Here is an 18,578-nt window from a genome sequence, read left to right on the forward strand (position 1 = left end):
GGTGGCCGCCCGATTTGCGTCGAACGGCCGCCCTGGAAAATATCGAGTTTTGGGCCGGTCAGATATGCCAATCCGTCGTATGCGCGGATTGGGATGAGGCGGCAAGCTGGGTGGCATGATCGTCCAGGGAATAGGCCTTGATGTAGTCGATCTTCATCTCGGACCCGTTCGGGAGGCCATCCGAAGGCGTGCCCGCCACACCGCCGACGGCGAGGTCGACCAACATGTACATCGGGCCGTGCATATCGGCCGGCGTATCGGCATGGGCAACGGCAACGTCATCGAAATACCAGACGATCTGATCCTTGTCCCAGAGCACGCCGTAATTGTGAAAGCCATCGGTGCTCGGCACTTCCACCGGAATAGACGTCTTCGTGTGCTCGCCGGTGGCATTCGAATGTACCGTTACATTGACGGTGGTCGGATTCTGCCCGCGCATTTCCACCACGTCGAGTTCCGGCGGCCAGGAGCCATCCTCCGGCAGCAGCCAGAAGGCAGGCCAGACGCCCTGATTGTGCGGCATCTCTGCCCGCATTTCGAAATATCCGTAGGTCTGCGAGAAGGTGGAATGAGTGGTCAGAATGCCTGACGTATAATCGTGGTTCTCGACGATCGATTTCAAGGCATCCGGCGTCTGCTTCGCCGTGATCGTCAGAACGCCGTCGGAGACGGAAAAGGGGTTTGCAGATGCGGTCGGGGCATAAGACGGATTGATGTACCATTGCAGCTCGTCATTCAGGCTGCTGCCTTTGTCCGGCGCCCAGGAATATTTCGCATCCCAGGTGCCCTGCGTTCCCTCGTGCAGCGAGAGCGTGTTGAAATCATCCGAAAAGGTCTGCGTCAGCGACGATCTGTCGAGCCCGAGCTGAAACTGGTCTTCATGCAGGTCGGAGATGGTCTTGTTGGCGAAGACCAGGCTTTCGCCATTGCCGAGATCGAGCCGGACATTGGCGCCTTCCTGCGTGGAATGGCTGACAACCTGATCGAACGATGTCAGGCCATATTGATTGAGCCTGACCTTGTCGTCATCGCTGAAATCAGTGATGAGGTCACTGCCGTTGCCCTTGCTGACGATGAAGGTGTCGGTCCCGCCGCCGCCTGTCAGCACGTCGTTGCCGGCACCGCCATCGATGGTCTGGCTGCCGCTGCCGCCGGTGATGATGTTGTCGGCGTCATTGCCATAGGCATGACGGTTGTTGCCGGTGACGGTGAGATTTTCGAAATTTTCGGGCAGCGTATAATCCATCCAGGTATTAATGGTATCGATGCCGGCATTGGGCGCCTCATAGGCGTGATTGATGCTGGAATAGAGATAGTAGATATCGTCGCCGGTGCCGCCCATCATCGTCACGTTGACGGAGGCGTCACCCCACATGGAGTCATTGCCGGCGGTGCCGTTAAGCACCGGGCCGGAGCCGGTGGCGGAAAAGAAGCCTGTCGACGTGTCGCTATAGTAAAGTGGCTGTCCAAGGGCATTCAAAACTGAATTGGGCATGAGAATCCTCTTCCTTCGTGCCGGACGACCTCCTCCACCGAGCTAATATTTCTCCCCGCTCATATGCATCAAATAGCGTGCATTGTTTTTCTGCCCACCCCCGCGGCCAAGTTTTTTCGCCAAGCTGTCCAAAAGCGTTGATTGAGGCATTCACGCACATGGGGCTGAGGCAGGAGACGCGGTTGCTCACCGCGTCCCCAAATTCAGATTTTAGAGGGCGGCCTTCACCTTGGCGGCGACATCCGGGCTTGTTCGACCATTTCCGCTTCTTCAGATAGTCCATCGCAATCCCGGCTTGATCGGCGAACTTCTTGGTGACGACGGTGTATGGCATCTGCATCGCTTTGAGCTGCCTCATAGCTTGCTCGAGAGCATTCCAACGCCAAAGAACGAGCCACGGGCGAGCTTGCTGCCGACGTCCTCAGCGATCTTGAAACGGATTTCCGCCTGTCTTTGCATAAACGCATCACAATGCCTTTAGTCTAGTATTTTTATAGACAAATATGATGCCGTTCAGTTTGAGCGATATCGAGTGGCCTCTTGGCCGAATGATCGATGTCGTGGCAGCCAAAATAGGGACGGGATATGAGAAAAACGCATTCAAGCGCGAAGACTATCGGGCGAAGCAAGATCCGCATTGCCCTTGCATTTTCTTTTCTGACGATGATGGGCACTATTGCAAATGCCGCATCCGATACGACAAAGCCGATCGATGGTGGTGTTCTCAACGTCGGGCTGGCAACGGATGCCTCCATTATCGACCCGTCGATCACGGGCAATTCCGTCACGGCATTGATTACCCGTAATATCGTCGACTCGCTTGTCGGGCAGGCCGAAGACAACAAGTTCACGCCGTGGCTGGCAGAAAGCTGGGACATCAGCGGCGACAATACCGTCTATACCTTCCATCTGCGTCAGGGCGTGACGTTCAGCGACGGCACTCCGCTCGACGCAGCCGCCGTCAAATTCAATTTCGATCGCATTCTCGATCCGAAGACGACATCGAGCTATGCCAAGTCGCTGCTCGGACCGATCGACAAGATCGAGGCGCCGGATAGCCATACGGTCGTGATCCGTTATCGCCAATCCTTTGCTCCCTTGCTGCAGGGATTGAGCCTTCCCTATCTCGGTATCCAGTCTCCGACCTATCTTCAAAAGGCCCAGGGCACGACGAATACCGTCATCGGATCGGGTCCTTACGTGCTCGACAATTTTACCAAAGGCAGCGGAAGCAAGCTGAGCCGCCGTGCGGATTACAATTGGGGTCCCGGCTATGCCGCGCATAAGGGGCCGGCTCATTTCGATCAGATCGTCTTCAAATATCTGCCGGAGGCTTCCGTGCGTCTCGGTGCGCTGGCAAGCGGTCAGCTGCAGGCGATCGACGCGGTGCCGCCGGCAAATTATCGCTCCGTTCAGGGTAACGGCAAGCTGCAGGTGGTGACGCGGGAAAACCCAGGCGTCAACAGCGCCTATTTCCTGAACACCTCGAAGGGACCATTTCAGGACTTGAAGGTGCGGCAGGCTTTCCAGAGCGCCGTCAATGGACCCGCAGCGGTCAAGGCCGCCTTCTTCGGAACCTTGAAGCCGGCCGACAATATCCTCGGCCCGTCGACGCTCTATTATGACCATGACATCTCCCGCTCATGGGGCTTCGATTTGACAAAAGCCAACCGGCTGCTTGATGAGGCAGGATGGTCGCAGAAGGACGCCGATGGTGTCCGCAAGAAGGACGGCGGCCGGCTGACCCTGCATTATGTCTATGACAGCACCTCGCTTGCCGCGACGGAAGTGACCTTGGCGCAGGCCGTTCAATATCAGGTGCGGCAGGCGGGCTTTGACCTTCAGCTCGATCCGGTCGATTCCGGCGGCTTGACCGCGCGCACCAATGCCAATGATTACGATCTGACCTCGTTCTACTATGTGCGTGCGGAGCCCGATATCCTGCGCACGGTATTCCATTCGGCCTATATTCCTCCAGCCGGTCAGAATGTGACTCGTGTCAAAAGCCTCGACGAAAAGCTGACGAAAGCGGTCGGGGCTTCCGATGCCGAACGCAAGAAGCTTTATGCGGAGGTGCAGAAGGAAGTGATCGAGCAGGCCTATGCCGTACCGCTTTTCGTGGCCGCCTATCAGCTCGGGGCCTCGAAGAGCCTGAATGGCATTTCCTGGGCCACCAATGCGAAGCCGAATTTCTATGATGCCTGGTTGGATCGCTAAGCTCTTCCAAACCGCTGTGCGGCGGACCGGGGTGATCGTTGCCGTGCTTTGGGGCGCGGCGACGATTGCCTTTATCGCCGTGAAGCTCATTCCCGGCGATCCAGTCGCAATATTGGCTGGCGGGGAGAATGTCGTCGATGAGGCGGAACGGGCCGCATTGGTGCATCAGTATGGTCTCGACCAGCCGCTCGCGCTGCAATATGCGCATTATATCGGCAAGGCTATGAGCGGCGATTTCGGGCAAAGCTATCAATATCGTCAGCCCGTTTCCGAGGTGATCTATGAAGCCGCCGGACCGACATTGCAGCTTGCCGGAAGCGCGATCGCGCTTGCTCTTCTTCTGGCGATCAGCGTGGCTCTCGCGACAGCCGGCCGTCGTAGAAGCCTGACATTGCTGTCCTCGGGAATAGAATTGATCCTTCTGAGCACGCCCGTCTATTGGATCGGCATCGTCCTGCTGACGGTCTTCAGCTTCAGGCTGGAATGGTTTCCGGTCACAGGCAATGATGGACCATCGGCGCTTGTGCTGCCCGCCATTGCCTTGAGCCTGCCGCTCGCCGCACTCTTGAGCCAGGTATTGCGCGACGGCCTGGAGGAGGCACTGTCCCAGCCGTTTTCTCTGACCGTTCGGACACGCGGCGTCGGCGAGACGGTCTTGCGTGTTAGGCATGGTTTGCGGCACGCCGCACTGGCGGCCTCGACCCTTACCGGCACATTGCTCGCCAGTACCCTCGGGGGTTCGATCCTGACCGAGACGGTATTCGGCCGTTCGGGAATCGGGCAGATCACGCTTCAGGCGATCAAGACCCGCGACATGCCGTTGATCCTCGGTCTGGTGATGTTGTCCGCCCTTGTCTTCGTCATCGTCAATCTGCTGGTCGATGCTTTCTACCTTGTGATCGATCCACGTCTAAGGAGGATAGGCCTTTGAGCGATGTCGTGCTGGCAGAACGCGGGCAGCAGCGCCGCATCACGCGCAGACGCCCCGTCTGGCTGTCTTTCGGACTGCTTGTTCCCTTCACCTTTGTCGTCCTTCTTTGTGTTGCGGTCTGGGCGCCACAATGGCTCTCTACGCTCGATCCTGAGGCAGTCGATCCGAATGTGATCCTGCTGCCGCCTGATGGGCAACATTGGTTTGGAACGGACGAACTGGGGCGGGATCTGTTTTCACGCGTCGTTTACGGAACCTCGCAGTCCCTCACCATCGGCATCGGGGCGACCCTGATTGCCAGCCTCGGCGGTATCGTATTGGGAACGACGGCTGCGCTGGCTCCGAGGCCGATCGGCCGGCTTCTCTTGCGCATCATCGATATCCTGCTTGCCTTTCCGGAAATGCTGCTTGCGCTGCTGGTGATCGCAGTTCTCGGCCGCGGGCCTGGCAACACGCTGTTGGCAGTTGGGCTTGCCAGCATCGCCGGCTATGCCCGGCTGATCCGCTCGCAGGTGCTTCACATCAGGCTGTCGGGCTATGTCGAACATGCTGTGGCACTTGGCGAGCATCCGTGGACGATCATCAGCCGGCATATCGTCCCCAATGCTATCCGGCCGCTTCTCATCCTTGCGACGGTTGGTGTAGGGAGTTCGGTACTGTCCGCTTCGGCCTTGAGCTTCCTTGGCCTGGGCGTCGTACCCCCGGCGGCGGAATGGGGTGCGCTCCTCGCCAATGGCCGCAATTTTCTCGATATCGCGCCCTGGACCAGCCTGTTGCCGGCAACGGTGGTCGCGCTTTCCGTCATTTCGATCACGCTCCTTGGCCGTCGATTGCAGACCCTTCTCGCAACGGGAGATCTGCGATGAATATTCAGTCCGGCCTGCGAAACTTTCAGACCGCCACTTCCGAGCCGTCCCAGCTGCTTGCGATCAAAGGGTTGAATGTGGCCTTTCAGACCCCGCAGGGCCGAGTGGACGCGGTTCGCGACCTGTCGCTGCAAATCGCACCCGGCGAGATCTTCGCATTGGTTGGCGAATCCGGATCTGGAAAATCTGTGACCGCGCGCGCGATTGTCGGTCTTGCCGGGCCACGTTCGACGATAAAGGCCGAGACGATGGAGCTGGCCGCCCATGATGGTGGCCCGTTGAACCTCCTCGGCCTGTCGGAAAAAGCCTGGCGCCATGTGCGTGGGCGGGAAATCGGTTTCATTCTCCAGGATGCGCTCGTATCGCTCGATCCCTTGAGGACCATCGGTCGCGAAATTGCCGAGCCTATCCTCACGCATCGACTGGCACCACGCTCGCTCGTATCGCAACATGTCGTGCAATTGCTGGAACGCGTCGGTGTTCCCGACCCGGATTTGCGGATGGGGCAATATGCGCATCAATTGTCCGGCGGATTGCGGCAAAGGGCATTGATTGCCTCAGCCCTTGCCGGCCAGCCGCGCTTGCTCGTCGCCGACGAACCGACGACGGCGCTGGATGTCAGCGTCCAGAAAAGAGTGCTCGCCATCTTCAAGGAACTGGCCGCTGCCGGCCACGGCATCCTCCTGATCACGCATGATCTCTCCGTTGCGGCGCAGCTCGCCGATCGGGTCGCCGTGATGCAAAAGGGCCGGCTGGTGGAAACAGGCCCGGCGCACAGCGTCCTGTCAGATCCACAACATGACTACACCCGGCAGCTCCTGGCAGCCGTACCGACAGCGGCCAATCGCGGCCGTCGCCTCAGCGCCCCGGATACGCCCTTGCCTCTCCGGAAGCCTGTTCGCTCGGGCGAGCGTCTGCTGGAGATACGCAACGTATCGATGAGCTTCAGGCACGCGGATGGCAGCCTTCTGCGCGCCGTCAGCGACGTATCGCTTCATATCGATAGTGGCGAAACGCTGGGTGTCGTCGGTGAATCCGGTTCGGGCAAGACGACGCTCGGCAAGATCGCGCTGGCGCTGCAGCAGCCGAATGCGGGGGAGGTGTTCTATGAGGGACGACCGTGGAGCGCGCTTTCCGAACGCATGCGCCGCCCCCTCAGAGCGGGAATACAAACGATCAGCCAGGACCCGCTGAGCTCGTTCAATCCACGCTTCACCGTCGAGCGCATCATCGAGCAGCCCCTGCTGCTTCATGGCGGTCTCGGCAGATCGGAGCGCCGCGAGAAGATTATCGGTCTAATGGATCTGGTCGGGTTGCCGCCGGATTTGCTCGCCCGGAGGCCGACTGCGCTTTCCGGCGGCCAGCGCCAGCGCGTATCGATCGCCCAGGCTCTTGCGGCCGCGCCGAAGCTTTTGATTTGTGACGAGCCCGTTTCGGCACTCGACGTCACGACGCAAGCCCAGGTTCTGGATCTATTGGTCGATCTGCAGGCAAGGCTCGGCCTGTCTATGATGTTCATTTCGCATGATCTGGGGGTAATCCAGCATATCAGCCACCGGATCGTCGTCATGAAGCAGGGAGCGGTCGTCGAGGCTGGATCTGTGGAGGAGGTCTTCGAACGGCCTCGCCATGCCTATACGCGCGAACTTATTGCATCCGTGCCGAGGTTTTCGCGCCAATAAAGATCTGGCCGCAATGTGGTCCGTCTCATTCTTTACGTCTCCTTGCCGCCGGCAAAATAGCCGGTTCCGGCCTAACTGCCGTCGGCGCATTACCCTTGAGAAGCTCACGCTATCAACCTGCTCGACATTAGGTTCATAATATCTGCCAGAACGGACTGGAGCTGCGGCTGCCGACATTGCCGCCGGGATCGTTGGCGGCCAGTGTTTTGCCGGAAAGCGATCGTGCTGATCTTGCCGACACGAGGGTGGCAAGAGAGGTCGTCGATGTGCCTTTCTGGGAGCCGTCATTCAAATGACCTCCGGCCAGCCTCGCTCCAGGCCTTCGTTTCCAGTGCGAGATTGCATCGTCTGCCTATTTGATAATCCGAGCTTGTGCATTGCTCGCTCCATTCGTGAGCGACTTTTGCAATATCATGCACACCTATTTTGTCTGTCATTGTTGTTTTTAATATAAGTAAAATTGAAGTAACAATTAATAATACAAATTAAATGACATATTTTTAGGTCATATGTTCTATGTATAATCTGCAAAAATAGCTTGTTAAGGCCGATGGAGGTTATATCAATTGAACATGATGAAAGTGTAATTCTTGTCGCTACATAAAATCTATGATGCGTTGACGTGAAATTTACGCTATTGTTATCGAGATAACCTTAGGTTGTGAGGAGCGAGAGGTAAGGTGGGGCGCATAATGGTGCGGGGAGCGGAGATGAATGGGAGGGCGTTGTTCGCCCTCATAAGGCGAGCCGATAGACGCTTGCCCATATTGGCAAATCGACCGCGCGGAGGATTGTGATGGTTGGCCGGACTACCATCGCCGCCGGTTCGGGTACATTGCAGGAGCGTTACGGCGACTGGACACTGACCATCGTCAATCAGGGAACTGCCGAGCATGCGCGGCCATATTATGCGATTTCTTATACGCTGTATGATCTGCAGACAAACGCGCCAGTGCTTTCGATCGAGCTTACTCCCGACGGCGGGAGTCTGAGGGGCATCCTGGCCTTGCCGCTGGGGCTGCATCTGCGAAGCGGGCGGCTGCCGCGGGGTGACGAAGCTGCTTTGGGTCTGGCTCAGCCGTTCGGTGCGGCTTCTTCGCGCGGCTGTCCGGTCGAGCTGAAGCTCGATGCAGCCATGATTACCAGCCTAAAGCGGCGGCGTAGCCTCCGCGTGATGCTGGCGGCGACCGACACGGGTCGTGATGTAAGCTACGTCATTTCGCTTAATGGGTTTGCCGAGGCTCTCAGCCGGGCGCTTTCCATTGTCGATCCTTATGCCGCAAGAGCCGGCATCAGATCGGGATCGACCCTTCAGTAGCAGGTCGTTGCGTGTGGTAGATGGCGTCTTTTCTCCGAGCTACAACGGCATAGAAGCGGAATCCAATGGCCGCCCCTTTCCATTGCTTTCGCCGTGGTATCGAATATCGCGAACCCGGTTTCGGTCGTGTTGCCGATGGTTGCCGGAGATCGTCTGCCGACAGCTATTCGAGTGGACTTTTTTCAGGTTTCCCGGGTGATGCTTGCAAGCAATGTCCGGCGCGCCTCGCTCAAATGTGCCGTGCAGGTCTGGCTAATTTTCCTCTGGTCTCTTGAGAGAATCGCATCGATATAAGCCAGATGCTGATAGACAGCCGCTTCGTTGCGAATGCGCTCGTCTTTCTTGTTCCATTGATAATGGTAGAAGAAAATCAGCGAGATGACGTGGTAGAACTCGGTGACGAAGCGATTGCTGGAAGCGCTGTTGATCAAGCGATGCAGTTGCTCGTCGAGAAGCGAGAACCGGTGATAGTCGGTCTCGATCGTCTCCAGCAGCTCAAGATGCTCGGTGCGCAGCCTGCGTAGCTCGTTCCAGCTCGGGTCGCTGTCATCGAGCTCCGCAAAGCGCATGACGGACCGCATTTCGAAAATTTCGCGGATATCGGAAAGCTCGTTGGCGAATTCCAACGTCATGCCGCGGAAGACCCATTTGCCGCCGGCTTCGCGCTCCATCAGGCCAAAATGCCGGAAGCTCTGCAGAAACTCGCGAATCGTCGTCGTCGACACGCCGAACTGCCGCGCGAGCTGAAGCGCGTTGATTGCCTGGCCCGGACCGCTGTCGGATTGGAGTATCCATGTCAGGAAAGCGCGTTCGACAATCAATGTCGGCGGGATGGTCTCTGCTTCATCATAGAGCTCGGAAGGTTCCGTCTGCCGCAGCACTATCCTATCCTTGGAAAGAAGGCCGCTCTCCGTCGCAGCCGCCAGGCACTTGCGAACCGTCGTTCTGCTGGTGCCGAGGGTTCGGCCGATCTCGCGTTCCGAGCCAAGAGGGTGGCCGTGACCGACCGATTGTACGTGGCGCAGGAACTCGTTGAACTGCCGTTTGAAGAGGTTTTCAGAACGCATGCAGATTTGGATTCTCTGGTTTTTTAAACAAAAAATACCACTTTAAATCGATCGCCTCAACCGTGTAGATTCCGTCTCAAGCTAGGGAGGATAGCTCGGGAATGAGACCAGCACATCTCGTTGCTCATTGGCGCTGCCGGGAAGATGGCGTCGCATGAGCTACACGTTTGATTTCGAGGGCCTGCTTCCCTATTGGGATCAGTTTGCCGAAGGCGTCTGGTTGACGATTCAGCTTTCGGTGGCGGCAACTATCGCGGGGTTTGTGCTGGGCACGTTCTGTGCGATCGCACGGACCAGCGGCTCGGCGATGCTGAAGACGGTCGTCGGCGCCTATGTCGACGTCATCCGCAATACGCCGCTGCTGGTGCAGCTGTTCATCATCTATTTCGGCATCGCCACGCTTGGCCTGCGCATTCCGGCCAATGTCGCTGCCACCATCGCGCTCGTCATCAACATCGGCGCCTATGTCTGCGAGATCATGCGTGCAGGCATTGAAGCGGTGCCTAAGGCTCAGATCGAAGCAGCCGAATGTCTTGGGCTTTCGCCGGCGCAAACCTACTGGCATGTCATTCTCCAGCCGGCGGTCGAGCGGGTCTATCCGGCGCTCGTCAGCCAGTTCGTGCTGCTCATGCTCGCGTCGTCGATCACGTCACAGATTTCAGCGGAGGAGTTGACGGCAGTCGCCAACCGCATCCAGTCCGACACCTTCCTGTCCTTCGAGACCTACATCGTCGTCGGTGCTCTCTACCTGGCACTGTCCTTCCTCATGCGAGGGGCGCTTCTTGGAGTAGGTTTCGTGGTTTTCAAGCGCCAGCGCAAGCTCGGCACGGCCTTGTGAGGAAGACCCCATGCCCACCTTCGGCCTGACACAGTTCATCTTCCTCCTCGAGGCAGCCGTCTGGACGCTCGCATTGTCGGCGCTCGGTTTCATCGGCGGCGGTTTGGTCGGCTTCGTCTTGGCTCTGGCACGGATCTCGCCGAGCCGCATCATTCGCTGGACTGCGACGATCTATGTGCAACTGATCCAGGGAACGCCTCTGCTGGTATTGCTTTTCATCGTCTATTTCGGGCTCAGCATTGCCGGGTTCAACAATCTTCCGGCCTTGCTGGCGGCCGGTGTCGCGATCACGCTCTACACTTCGGCCTTTCTTGCCGAGATCTGGCGCGGTTCGATCCGGTCGATTGCCAAGACACAATGGGAGGCCGCGGAATGTCTTGGTCTCTCGCGCTGGCAACGCATGGCGCGGGTCATTCTTCCTCAGTCGCTGCGCATTGCGACGCCACCCACGGTGGGCTTCCTCGTTCAGGTGATAAAGAACACATCGCTTGCCTCGGCGATCGGTTTTGTCGAGCTCGCGCAGGCCGGCAAACTGATCAACAATTCCACCTTCCAGCCCTTCAGCATCTTCATGGTGGTCGCCGCAATCTATTTCGCCATCTGCTTCCCGCTCACGCTCGCCAGCCGGAAGCTGGAAAGGAAACTGAATGTCTCCAATCGTTAGATTATCCGATGTCCGCAAGAGCTTTGGCGCGCTGCAGGTCCTGAACGGTGTTTCCTTCTCGGTCGATGCAGGCGAAGTGGTTGCCATCATCGGACAGTCCGGTTCGGGCAAGTCGACCGCTTTGCGATGCATCGATGCGCTGGAGACCATTCAAAGCGGCGAGATCGAGGTTTGCGGGCACAAGATCCACTCGCCGGATCTCGACAAACGCGCACTTCGCCGCGACGTCGGCATTGTCTTCCAAAGCTATAACCTGTTTCCGCATCTGACCGTCCTGGAGAATGCTTCGCTGGCGCTGACCTGCGTCAAGAGGCTGAGCAAGGCCGAAGCGCGGGATATATCGCTCGACTGTCTCGGTCGGGTCGGACTTGCCGAGAAAGCCTCTTTCTACCCCGAGCAATTGTCCGGCGGCCAGCAACAGCGCGCTGCAATCGCCCGGTCGCTGGCCATGCAGCCGCAAGTCATGCTGTTTGACGAGGTGACGTCCGCGCTTGATCCGCAGCTGACCGGCGAGGTGCTGAAGGTCATCGAAAACCTAGCGCGGGGCGGCATGACGATGATCCTCGTCACCCATGAAATGGCTTTTGCCCGGAAGGTGGCGAGCAACGTCCTTTACATGCATCTCGGCCGGGTTTGGGAGCATGGCCCGGCGGCCCTGCTCGATGCCCCTCAGACCGAGGAACTGCGCAGTTTCGTCGGCAACGGGCTTTGAGGACCACGGGCAGCGAAACGCAATCAAAATTAAATCGGAGGAGAACCATGAAGCGCCGTCATATTCTAGCAGCCACCGCACTTGCGATCCTGGGCACATTCGCCAGCCATGCGCAGGCAGACGCCCTTGCGGATATCCAGGCCCGGAAAAAGGTCCTTATCGCCCTCGATCTCGGCTCGCCGCCGTTCGGCATGATCGATGCCAACATGCAACCCTATGGCTCCGATGTTGAAGTTGCCAAGCTTCTTGCCGAACAGCTCGGTCAGCCGCTTGATATCGTCCAGGTGACCAGCCCCAACCGCATTCCCTATCTGCAGACGGGCAAGGCGGATATGGTCATCGCGTCGCTCAGCGTGACGGACGAGCGCAAGCGGGTCATCGACTATTCAAAGCCCTATGGTGTGATCCAATCGGTCGTCGCGGCACCTGCCGGCCAGACCATCAAGACCATGGCCGACCTGAAGGGCAAGCGCATCGGCACCACGCGCGGCAGCGTCAACGACAAGGAAGTCACGAAGGTCAACGACGGATCGGAAATCGTGCGTTATGATGACGACGCCACTCTGGTCACGGCACTCGTCAGCGGCCAGGTCGATGTGATGGCGACGTCGCCGCAAATCATGAAGGCGGCGAACGAGCGCAATCCAGCGTCGAAATTCGAGGTGAAGATGGTGCTCAAGGTATTCCCCTATGCCATAGGCATCCGCAAGGGAGAGGCTGCCTTGAAGCAGCGGCTCGACAAGTTCGTCGACGAGAACCTTGCGACCGGCAAACTCAACGAGATCTACAAGAAATACAACGGCGTCGACCTGCCGGCCGACATCGCTACCCTGAACTGAACTGTTTCCAGCGAACCGGGCGCAAGCGTCCGGTTCACGCCCCCAAACCGGAAAGGTATCGTCCCGTGAAAGCCCTGTTGATCGAAAGTGAAGGTGTCAGCCGTTTCACCGATGTCACTCGCCCGCAGCTCGGGGAAGGCGATGTCCGTATTTCCGTGCGCCATGTCGGCATCTGCGGGAGTGATCTCAACACGTTTCGAGGTCTCAACCCGCTGGTGGAGCTGCCGCGCATTCCCGGGCACGAGATCGGTGGCGAGATCCTCGAGACGGGCTCGGGCGTTTCGTCCGCCTATCAACCGGGAGGGCGCGTCATCGTTCTTCCCTATACCAGTTGCGGCACCTGCTCTTCCTGCCGCAAGGGTCGCGTGAATGCCTGCCGCTACAATCGGACGCTCGGTGTTCAGCAGGATGGCGGGCTTGCCGAAGAGATCGTTCTTCCCGCGGAAAAGGTGATTCTGAATGACACGCTCGATCCTCGTTTTCTTGCCTTGGTCGAGCCGCTATCGGTAGGCTTCCATGCGGTGGCGCGGGGCAGCGTTTCGTCGAGTGATCGCATCGTCGTGCTGGGCTGCGGCATGATCGGCATGGGCGTGGTCATCGGAGCCGTTGCTCGCGGAGCCGAAGTGATCGCCGTCGATCTCAGCTCGGAAAAGACCGCGCTGGCAAAACAGTTCGGAGCCCGTCACACAATCGATGCCGGTACGGAAGATGTCGCCGCGCGCATTGTCGAACTGACTGATGATCAGGGCGTCGATGTGGCCTTCGAGGCGGTCGGCCTCCCGGAAACCTTTCGCCAGGCGATCGATCTGGCCGGCTTTTGCGGGCGCGTCGTCTATGTCGGCTATGCCAAGGCGCCCGTCACCTATCAGACGCAAATGTTCAATCTCAAGGAGTTGGATATCATGGGGTCGCGCAACGCGACCAGGTCCGATTTCGATGCGGTGATCGCTTACCTCGAGACGATCGGCGATCGTGCCGCCTCGCTCATTTCCAAGGTCATACCTTTCGCCGAGGCCGAAGGTGCATTGCCCTTTTGGGACAAGAACCGCGACGTTTTGAAGGTCATTGTCGAAAGATGAATATGCAAGCAAGTATGAAATCTCCAACCGCGCTTCCCGACTGGCATGGCGCGTTCCGACTGGACGGGCAGCGCGCGCTGATAACCGGCGGAGGTAGCGGACTGGGCCTCGCGATCGCGCGTTGCCTCGCGGCCTCGGGTGCTGAGGTGGTGCTGGCAGGCCGCAGGTCGGATCTCCTCGAGGAAGCAGCGACGTCGATTGGCCCCCTGGCAAAAGCCGCACAGCTCGACCTTCGCGATCTTGCCTCGATCAAGGCTTTCGCGGCCGGAGTGGAGGAGGCGCACGGCCCTGTCGATATCGTCGTCAACAATGCCGGGAATACGGTGAAGAAGCCGTTCGAGGAATCCGATATTGCCGACTTCGACGAAGTCATGGATGTCCATGTTCGCGGCGCGCTGGAACTGACCCGGCAATTTCTGCCTGGTCAGATCGCAAGAGGAAGCGGCTGCGTGCTCTTCACCGCGTCCATGACATCCTTCATCGGCCAGCCATTGGTGATGGGCTATACGACGGCGAAGACGGCGCTGACGGGTGCCGTGCGCGGGCTTTCGGCCGAATTCGCCGGCCGAGGAATCCGTGTCAATGCCGTGGCGCCCGGCTGGATCGATACGGATCTCTTTCAGAAGGCTACGGCCAACGATCCGGCTCGCCGCGCCAAAATCATGGGCCGCATCCAGATGAACCGCCTCGGCTCGGCTGAGGAAATCGGCTGGACATGCGCTTTTCTCGCATCGCCTGCCGCCGGCTATATCACCGGCCAGACCATCATCGTAGACGGCGGCGCCGTCGTCGGTTTCTAAAAATTGCAATGAAGGGAGGTTTCCCGATGGATACCATAGCGACCTATTCAACCGATGCCGATCTGTTCCGCGTGTTGAAAGCCGAGCTCTTTACCGCTGTCGTCGGCGATATCCTTGATACGCTTGGCCATCGTCGACAGTTCCTGCCCGCCGGTATCAAGCCTCTGCGCGACGACATGAAGATCGCCGGCCGCGCAATGCCGGTGCTTGAGGCCGATGTCTTCTCGGATGGGAAGGGCTCCTTCGGCCCGCTCGCTGACAAGCCGTTCGGCATCATGTTCGAAGCGCTGGATTCGCTGAAGCCGGGCGACGTCTATATTGCCACGGGTTCGTCGCCTCGTTACGCACTTTGGGGCGGTCTGATGTCGACGAGAGCCGCTCATCTGCAGGCCGCGGGTGCCATTCTCGACGGTTATGTGCGCGATGCCGGCGAAATCGAGCGGCTCGGCTTCCCGGCCTTTTCCCGCGGGATCTATGCGCAGGATCAGGGGCCGCGCGGCAAGGTCATCGACTACAATACGCCGATCGAAATCGAAGGTGTCCGCATCGAACCCGGAGATCTGCTCTATGGCGACCGCGAAGGCATTCTCGTTATCCCGAAGGCGGTCGAAAAGGAAGCGATTTCGCTTGCCCTGGAGAAGGTGCGTACCGAAAACAAGGTGGCGGAGGCAATCCGCAACGGCATGAGCACAGTCGAAGCCTTCGCGACGTTTGGGGTGATGTGAGGTCATGGGCTCTGGCGCGCCGCTAACACATGCCGATGACCCGCGGCTGTTGCTGCTTTCGGAAAAAGACAATGTTTTCGTCTGCCGTGAGGATATTCCCGCAGGGGAACGTGTTCGCGTCGGGGAACGGGAGGTGACGCTCGCAAAGACGATTTCGCGAGGTCACAAGATCGCCCGGCATGAAGTCGCACCGGGCGCCAAAGTCTACAAATACGGCGCTCCGATCGGCTCTGCCATCGCGCCGATCGCGCCCGGTGACCACGTCCACGTGCACAACGTCAAGAGCGACTACACACCGAGCCACTTCTTCGACATCCAGGAGGTTATCAAAAAATGACCTTGCAAGGCTATCTGCGGCCGGATGGCCGCAAAGGCATCCGCAATATCGTCGCCGTCGCCTATCTGGTGGAATGTGCCCACCACGTCGGACGTCAGATCATCTCGGCTTTCGATGGGCAGGAGGTTCATCTCATCGGCTTCCCCGGCTGTTTTCCCAATGCCTACGCGCAAAGGATGATGGAGCGGCTCTGTACCCATCCGAATATCGGTGCGGTTCTGCTGCTGTCGCTCGGCTGTGAAAGCTTCAACAAATACTCGCTATCCAAGATCATCGAGGAGAGCGGCAGGCCGGTGAAGACCCTGACCATCCAGAACGATGGCGGCACGCGCAGCACGATTGCGGCCGGTCGTGTCTGGGTAAGCAAGCAGCTTGAGGCGCTTGCCCAAGATGAGCGCGTCCCGATGGACATCAGCGAGCTGATCGTCGGAACGGTTTGCGGAGGGTCGGACGGAACGAGCGGGATTACCGGCAATCCGGCGGCGGGCCGGGCTTTCGATTCTCTGGTGGCGGCCGGTGCTACCTGCATTTTCGAGGAAACCGGCGAGCTCATCGGCTGCGAGGAGATCATGGCCGATCGCGCGGTCACGCCCGAACTCGCCAATGAGCTTCGTGCGGCGGTTGCCAAGGCGGCACGTTACTATGCCACGCTCGGCTACGGCAGCTTTGCACCGGGCAATGCCGATGGTGGGCTGACGACGATCGAAGAGAAGTCGATGGGCGCTTACGCCAAGTCGGGGGCATCGCCGATCGCCGGCCTGATCAAGCCCGGTGATATTCCGCCGCGTGGCGGTCTTTACCTGATGGACGTGGTGCCTGATGGCGAGGTGCGGTTCGGCTTCCCGAATATTTCCGACAATGCCGAAATTGTCGAGATGATCGCATCCGGCTGTCACATGGTGTTCTTTGTTACCGGTCGCGGCTCGGTCTCAGGCTCGGCCATCTCGCCGGTGATCAAGATCTGCGCCAATCCGGATACCTACCGCCGGCTGGAGGAAGACATGGATGTCGATGCTGGCCGTATCCTCGAGGGACGAGCAAGCCTTGATGAGGTCGGCCAGGAGATCGTCACGCTTCTGCAGGACGTTGCCGGTGGCAAACCGACGAAGTCGGAAAGCCTTGGCCATCAGGAGTTCATCCTGACCTACAAGTCCTTTGAGCCGATCGGGCCGGCATGCCTGCCGGCCTAGAATCTGCCGGATTTAAGCTGAAGCATATGCGGCGCAATGATGTAGCTCGAAGGCCTCAGGAACTTCGTCGACACGGTGCCATTTTGCATTGCGATCCAGCTAAAAGCTGACGGACTCTGGTAGAGGACAGCCGCAGTCTTCAGTGTGCCACGTCCCGCCATGTCGCGGGCTTCTTACCCATGACATAGCCCGAGCTAAGGCTTTTGGCCCGCGCACCGACATTGTCGCGCCCCGTCCAGCTGGTTGCAACGTAGAAAGAGATTTTCCAATTCCCGTGCCTTCAGAGATCGCTGTTTCTTTTAATCTACTATTTTTATGGACAATATTTGCATTATCGAAAATGCATGCGATCTCCGGAAGGGATGAGAATGAGTGTGCCCAAACTCGTCGGCATTGCCGGCAGCTTCAACAGGCCGTCGAAGACCTACGCGCTGGTCCAGACCGTCGCGGATTTGGCAATTGAGCGATATGGCTTCTCAGCCAAGGTCTATGATCTGCACGATGTTGGTCCATCCCTCGGCGCCGCTCAGTGGCGCAAGGATCTCGATGACCAGGCGAAAGGCGTGATCGACGATATCGTCTCATCGGATGCGCTGATTATCGGTTCGCCGACGTTCAAGGGATCCTACCCCGGGCTGTTCAAGCATCTGATCGACCTTATCGATCCACACGAGCTGCGCGCCAAGCCGATCATCATCACCGCGACCGGCGGCGGAGACAGGCACGCGCTGATGGTGGAACATCAGCTGCGGCCGCTCTTCGGCTTCTTCATGGCACACACCCTGCCAACCGCTGTCTATGCGTCGGATCGTGATTTTGCCGACTACAAGGTCTCATCGGAGCCACTGGCCAACCGGATCAATGAGGTCGTCGGTGAGCTCGCGGCTTTCTTCCCGCATTCGATAAGGGTGCTCGCTGCGGCCGAATGACGGGCTGACGGACAACTTGCCTTCAACCGCCTCGGATCTATCAACCAAATGGAGGGTTACATGAAATGGAATGTCATTAGCCGCCTGAAGTCGATTTTCGCTGGGCGTGCGTTGCGGGATGCGGATGGACGCATCCAGTCCGCCGTTGATCGGCCCGAGCCCGGCGAGCGAGAGCTCTCCGCGCGCGACTACGAGATCTACTATTGGTGTACATCCCCCGCGCCTTGGCATTGAAGGGATGCATTTTTGATTTCCTGTCGCAGGTTTGCATTCGATCGCTTTTCCTCGTGAGGCTTCCATGACCAGAGTACTGATCGTGCCCGGCCTTTTCGGCTCCGCCGAGGGGCATTGGCAGCGCTATTGGCTGCAGGATCATTCCGACGTTCGGCTCGTCGAGCAGGATGACTGGGACTTTCCCAATCTCGGCAGCTGGATGGAGAAATTGGAAGCCGCGCTGGAAGAGGCCGGAGAAGCCTATGTCGTCGCCCATAGCCTTGGCTGTGTGTTGACAGCGAAATTGGCTGGCCGCCAGGCCGCACGAAGGGTCAAAGGCGCTCTACTCGTAGCGCCCTGCGATATTCCGGTGACTGAAACCCTGCATGCCGGACATCTGTCCTTCGGCACCATGCCGACGGAAGCGCTGCCTTTCCCAAGCATGACGATCGGGAGCCTGAATGACATCTATATGAGCCTCGACCGGCTCGGCATGTTCGGACGGCTCTGGAATTCGGATGTTCGCAATATCGGCCTTGCCGGACATATCAACATAGCGAGCGGTTACGGACGCTGGGCGAGCGGCTATCGCTTTCTGGATATGCTTAAGATGCGCAGCCGGCATCGCAGGCCGCAAGGGATTTCAGCGGCAATCGCGGCGTCCATTTGAAACAAG

20 protein-coding genes are annotated in these 18,578 nt (G+C 58.7%); 17 read left to right on the top strand and 3 right to left on the bottom strand.

Translation table 11 applies throughout. The features are described 5' to 3' along the window. Positions 1–58: 58 nt before the first annotated feature. Positions 59–1,495: an endo-1,3-1,4-beta-glycanase EglC gene (gene eglC, locus AC13RM_RS14860; protein ID WP_374819247.1), complete on the bottom strand. Its 1,437-nt coding sequence runs from the start codon at positions 1,493–1,495 to the stop codon at positions 59–61. A gap of 585 nt (positions 1,496–2,080) precedes the next feature. On the opposite strand from eglC, the gene AC13RM_RS14865 reads away from it, so the two are divergent. Genes AC13RM_RS14865 through AC13RM_RS14880 form a run of 4 tightly spaced genes read left to right on the top strand, consistent with a single transcriptional unit; the run spans position 2,081 to position 7,191 of the window. Next, on the top strand, positions 2,081–3,712 hold the full coding sequence (locus AC13RM_RS14865) for an ABC transporter substrate-binding protein (protein ID WP_374819249.1): 1,632 nt from the start codon (positions 2,081–2,083) through the stop codon (positions 3,710–3,712). Beyond that, a complete protein-coding gene (locus AC13RM_RS14870) occupies positions 3,690–4,643 on the top strand; it encodes an ABC transporter permease (RefSeq protein ID WP_374819251.1) in 954 nt (317 codons plus the stop codon). The genes AC13RM_RS14865 and AC13RM_RS14870 overlap by 23 nt, the downstream gene beginning before the upstream one ends. Beyond that, positions 4,640–5,509, top strand: coding sequence for an ABC transporter permease (locus AC13RM_RS14875; RefSeq protein ID WP_374819253.1), 870 nt, complete (start codon positions 4,640–4,642; stop codon positions 5,507–5,509). Before AC13RM_RS14870 ends, AC13RM_RS14875 begins: the two co-directional genes overlap by 4 nt. Further along, the gene (locus AC13RM_RS14880; RefSeq protein ID WP_374819255.1) at positions 5,506–7,191 is read left to right on the top strand and encodes a dipeptide ABC transporter ATP-binding protein; all 1,686 of its coding nucleotides are present in this window, start codon (positions 5,506–5,508) and stop codon (positions 7,189–7,191) included. Before AC13RM_RS14875 ends, AC13RM_RS14880 begins: the two co-directional genes overlap by 4 nt. A gap of 133 nt (positions 7,192–7,324) precedes the next feature. On the opposite strand, the gene AC13RM_RS14885 is transcribed toward AC13RM_RS14880, so the two are convergent. Then, positions 7,325–7,483, bottom strand: a complete 159-nt coding sequence (locus AC13RM_RS14885) for a hypothetical protein (RefSeq protein WP_374819257.1) — start codon at positions 7,481–7,483, stop codon at positions 7,325–7,327. Positions 7,484–7,987: 504 nt separating this feature from the next. On the opposite strand from AC13RM_RS14885, the gene AC13RM_RS14890 reads away from it, so the two are divergent. Further along, positions 7,988–8,509 (top strand): invasion associated locus B family protein, encoded by a 522-nt coding sequence (locus tag AC13RM_RS14890; protein ID WP_440479635.1) that lies wholly within the window; start codon positions 7,988–7,990, stop codon positions 8,507–8,509. A gap of 182 nt (positions 8,510–8,691) precedes the next feature. Here AC13RM_RS14890 and AC13RM_RS14895 read toward each other — a convergent pair whose 3' ends face one another. Next, entirely contained in the window at positions 8,692–9,576 is an 885-nt protein-coding gene (locus AC13RM_RS14895) for a GntR family transcriptional regulator (RefSeq protein ID WP_285171874.1), read from the bottom strand. A gap of 154 nt (positions 9,577–9,730) precedes the next feature. On the opposite strand from AC13RM_RS14895, the gene AC13RM_RS14900 reads away from it, so the two are divergent. The 12 genes from AC13RM_RS14900 (at position 9,731) to AC13RM_RS14955 (ending at position 18,572) form a co-directional block, all read left to right on the top strand. After that, positions 9,731–10,414, top strand: a complete 684-nt coding sequence (locus AC13RM_RS14900) for an amino acid ABC transporter permease (protein ID WP_374819261.1) — start codon at positions 9,731–9,733, stop codon at positions 10,412–10,414. Between the two features lie 10 nt (positions 10,415–10,424). Next, entirely contained in the window at positions 10,425–11,078 is a 654-nt protein-coding gene (locus tag AC13RM_RS14905; protein WP_374819263.1) for an amino acid ABC transporter permease, read from the top strand. Continuing rightward, positions 11,062–11,790 (top strand): amino acid ABC transporter ATP-binding protein, encoded by a 729-nt coding sequence (locus AC13RM_RS14910; RefSeq protein WP_374819265.1) that lies wholly within the window; start codon positions 11,062–11,064, stop codon positions 11,788–11,790. The genes AC13RM_RS14905 and AC13RM_RS14910 overlap by 17 nt, the downstream gene beginning before the upstream one ends. Before the next feature lie 47 nt (positions 11,791–11,837). After that, positions 11,838–12,629: a transporter substrate-binding domain-containing protein gene (locus AC13RM_RS14915; RefSeq protein WP_285171877.1), complete on the top strand. Its 792-nt coding sequence runs from the start codon at positions 11,838–11,840 to the stop codon at positions 12,627–12,629. A gap of 65 nt (positions 12,630–12,694) precedes the next feature. Continuing rightward, the gene (locus tag AC13RM_RS14920) at positions 12,695–13,708 is read left to right on the top strand and encodes a zinc-binding alcohol dehydrogenase family protein (protein WP_374819267.1); all 1,014 of its coding nucleotides are present in this window, start codon (positions 12,695–12,697) and stop codon (positions 13,706–13,708) included. A 14-nt stretch (positions 13,709–13,722) separates the two neighbouring features. Continuing rightward, complete coding sequence (locus AC13RM_RS14925) at positions 13,723–14,508, top strand: SDR family NAD(P)-dependent oxidoreductase (protein WP_285171879.1); 786 nt, start codon at positions 13,723–13,725, stop codon at positions 14,506–14,508. 26 nt (positions 14,509–14,534) lie between these two features. Then, positions 14,535–15,233 (top strand): RraA family protein, encoded by a 699-nt coding sequence (locus AC13RM_RS14930; protein ID WP_488555228.1) that lies wholly within the window; start codon positions 14,535–14,537, stop codon positions 15,231–15,233. Between the two features lie 4 nt (positions 15,234–15,237). Next, entirely contained in the window at positions 15,238–15,570 is a 333-nt protein-coding gene (locus AC13RM_RS14935) for a UxaA family hydrolase (RefSeq protein WP_374819270.1), read from the top strand. Then, complete coding sequence (locus AC13RM_RS14940; protein WP_285171882.1) at positions 15,567–16,760, top strand: UxaA family hydrolase; 1,194 nt, start codon at positions 15,567–15,569, stop codon at positions 16,758–16,760. The genes AC13RM_RS14935 and AC13RM_RS14940 overlap by 4 nt, the downstream gene beginning before the upstream one ends. 368 nt (positions 16,761–17,128) lie before the next feature. Beyond that, complete coding sequence (gene msuE, locus AC13RM_RS14945) at positions 17,129–17,689, top strand: FMN reductase (RefSeq protein WP_374819272.1); 561 nt, start codon at positions 17,129–17,131, stop codon at positions 17,687–17,689. A gap of 60 nt (positions 17,690–17,749) precedes the next feature. Continuing rightward, positions 17,750–17,923 carry a hypothetical protein gene (locus AC13RM_RS14950; RefSeq protein WP_374819274.1) on the top strand — a complete coding sequence of 58 codons (174 nt, stop codon included), beginning with the start codon at positions 17,750–17,752 and terminating at the stop codon, positions 17,921–17,923. 64 nt (positions 17,924–17,987) lie between these two features. Next, complete coding sequence (locus AC13RM_RS14955) at positions 17,988–18,572, top strand: RBBP9/YdeN family alpha/beta hydrolase (RefSeq protein WP_374819276.1); 585 nt, start codon at positions 17,988–17,990, stop codon at positions 18,570–18,572. Positions 18,573–18,578 lie beyond the last annotated feature (6 nt).

This window comes from Martinezella sp. CNPSo 3732, from assembly GCF_057784515.1.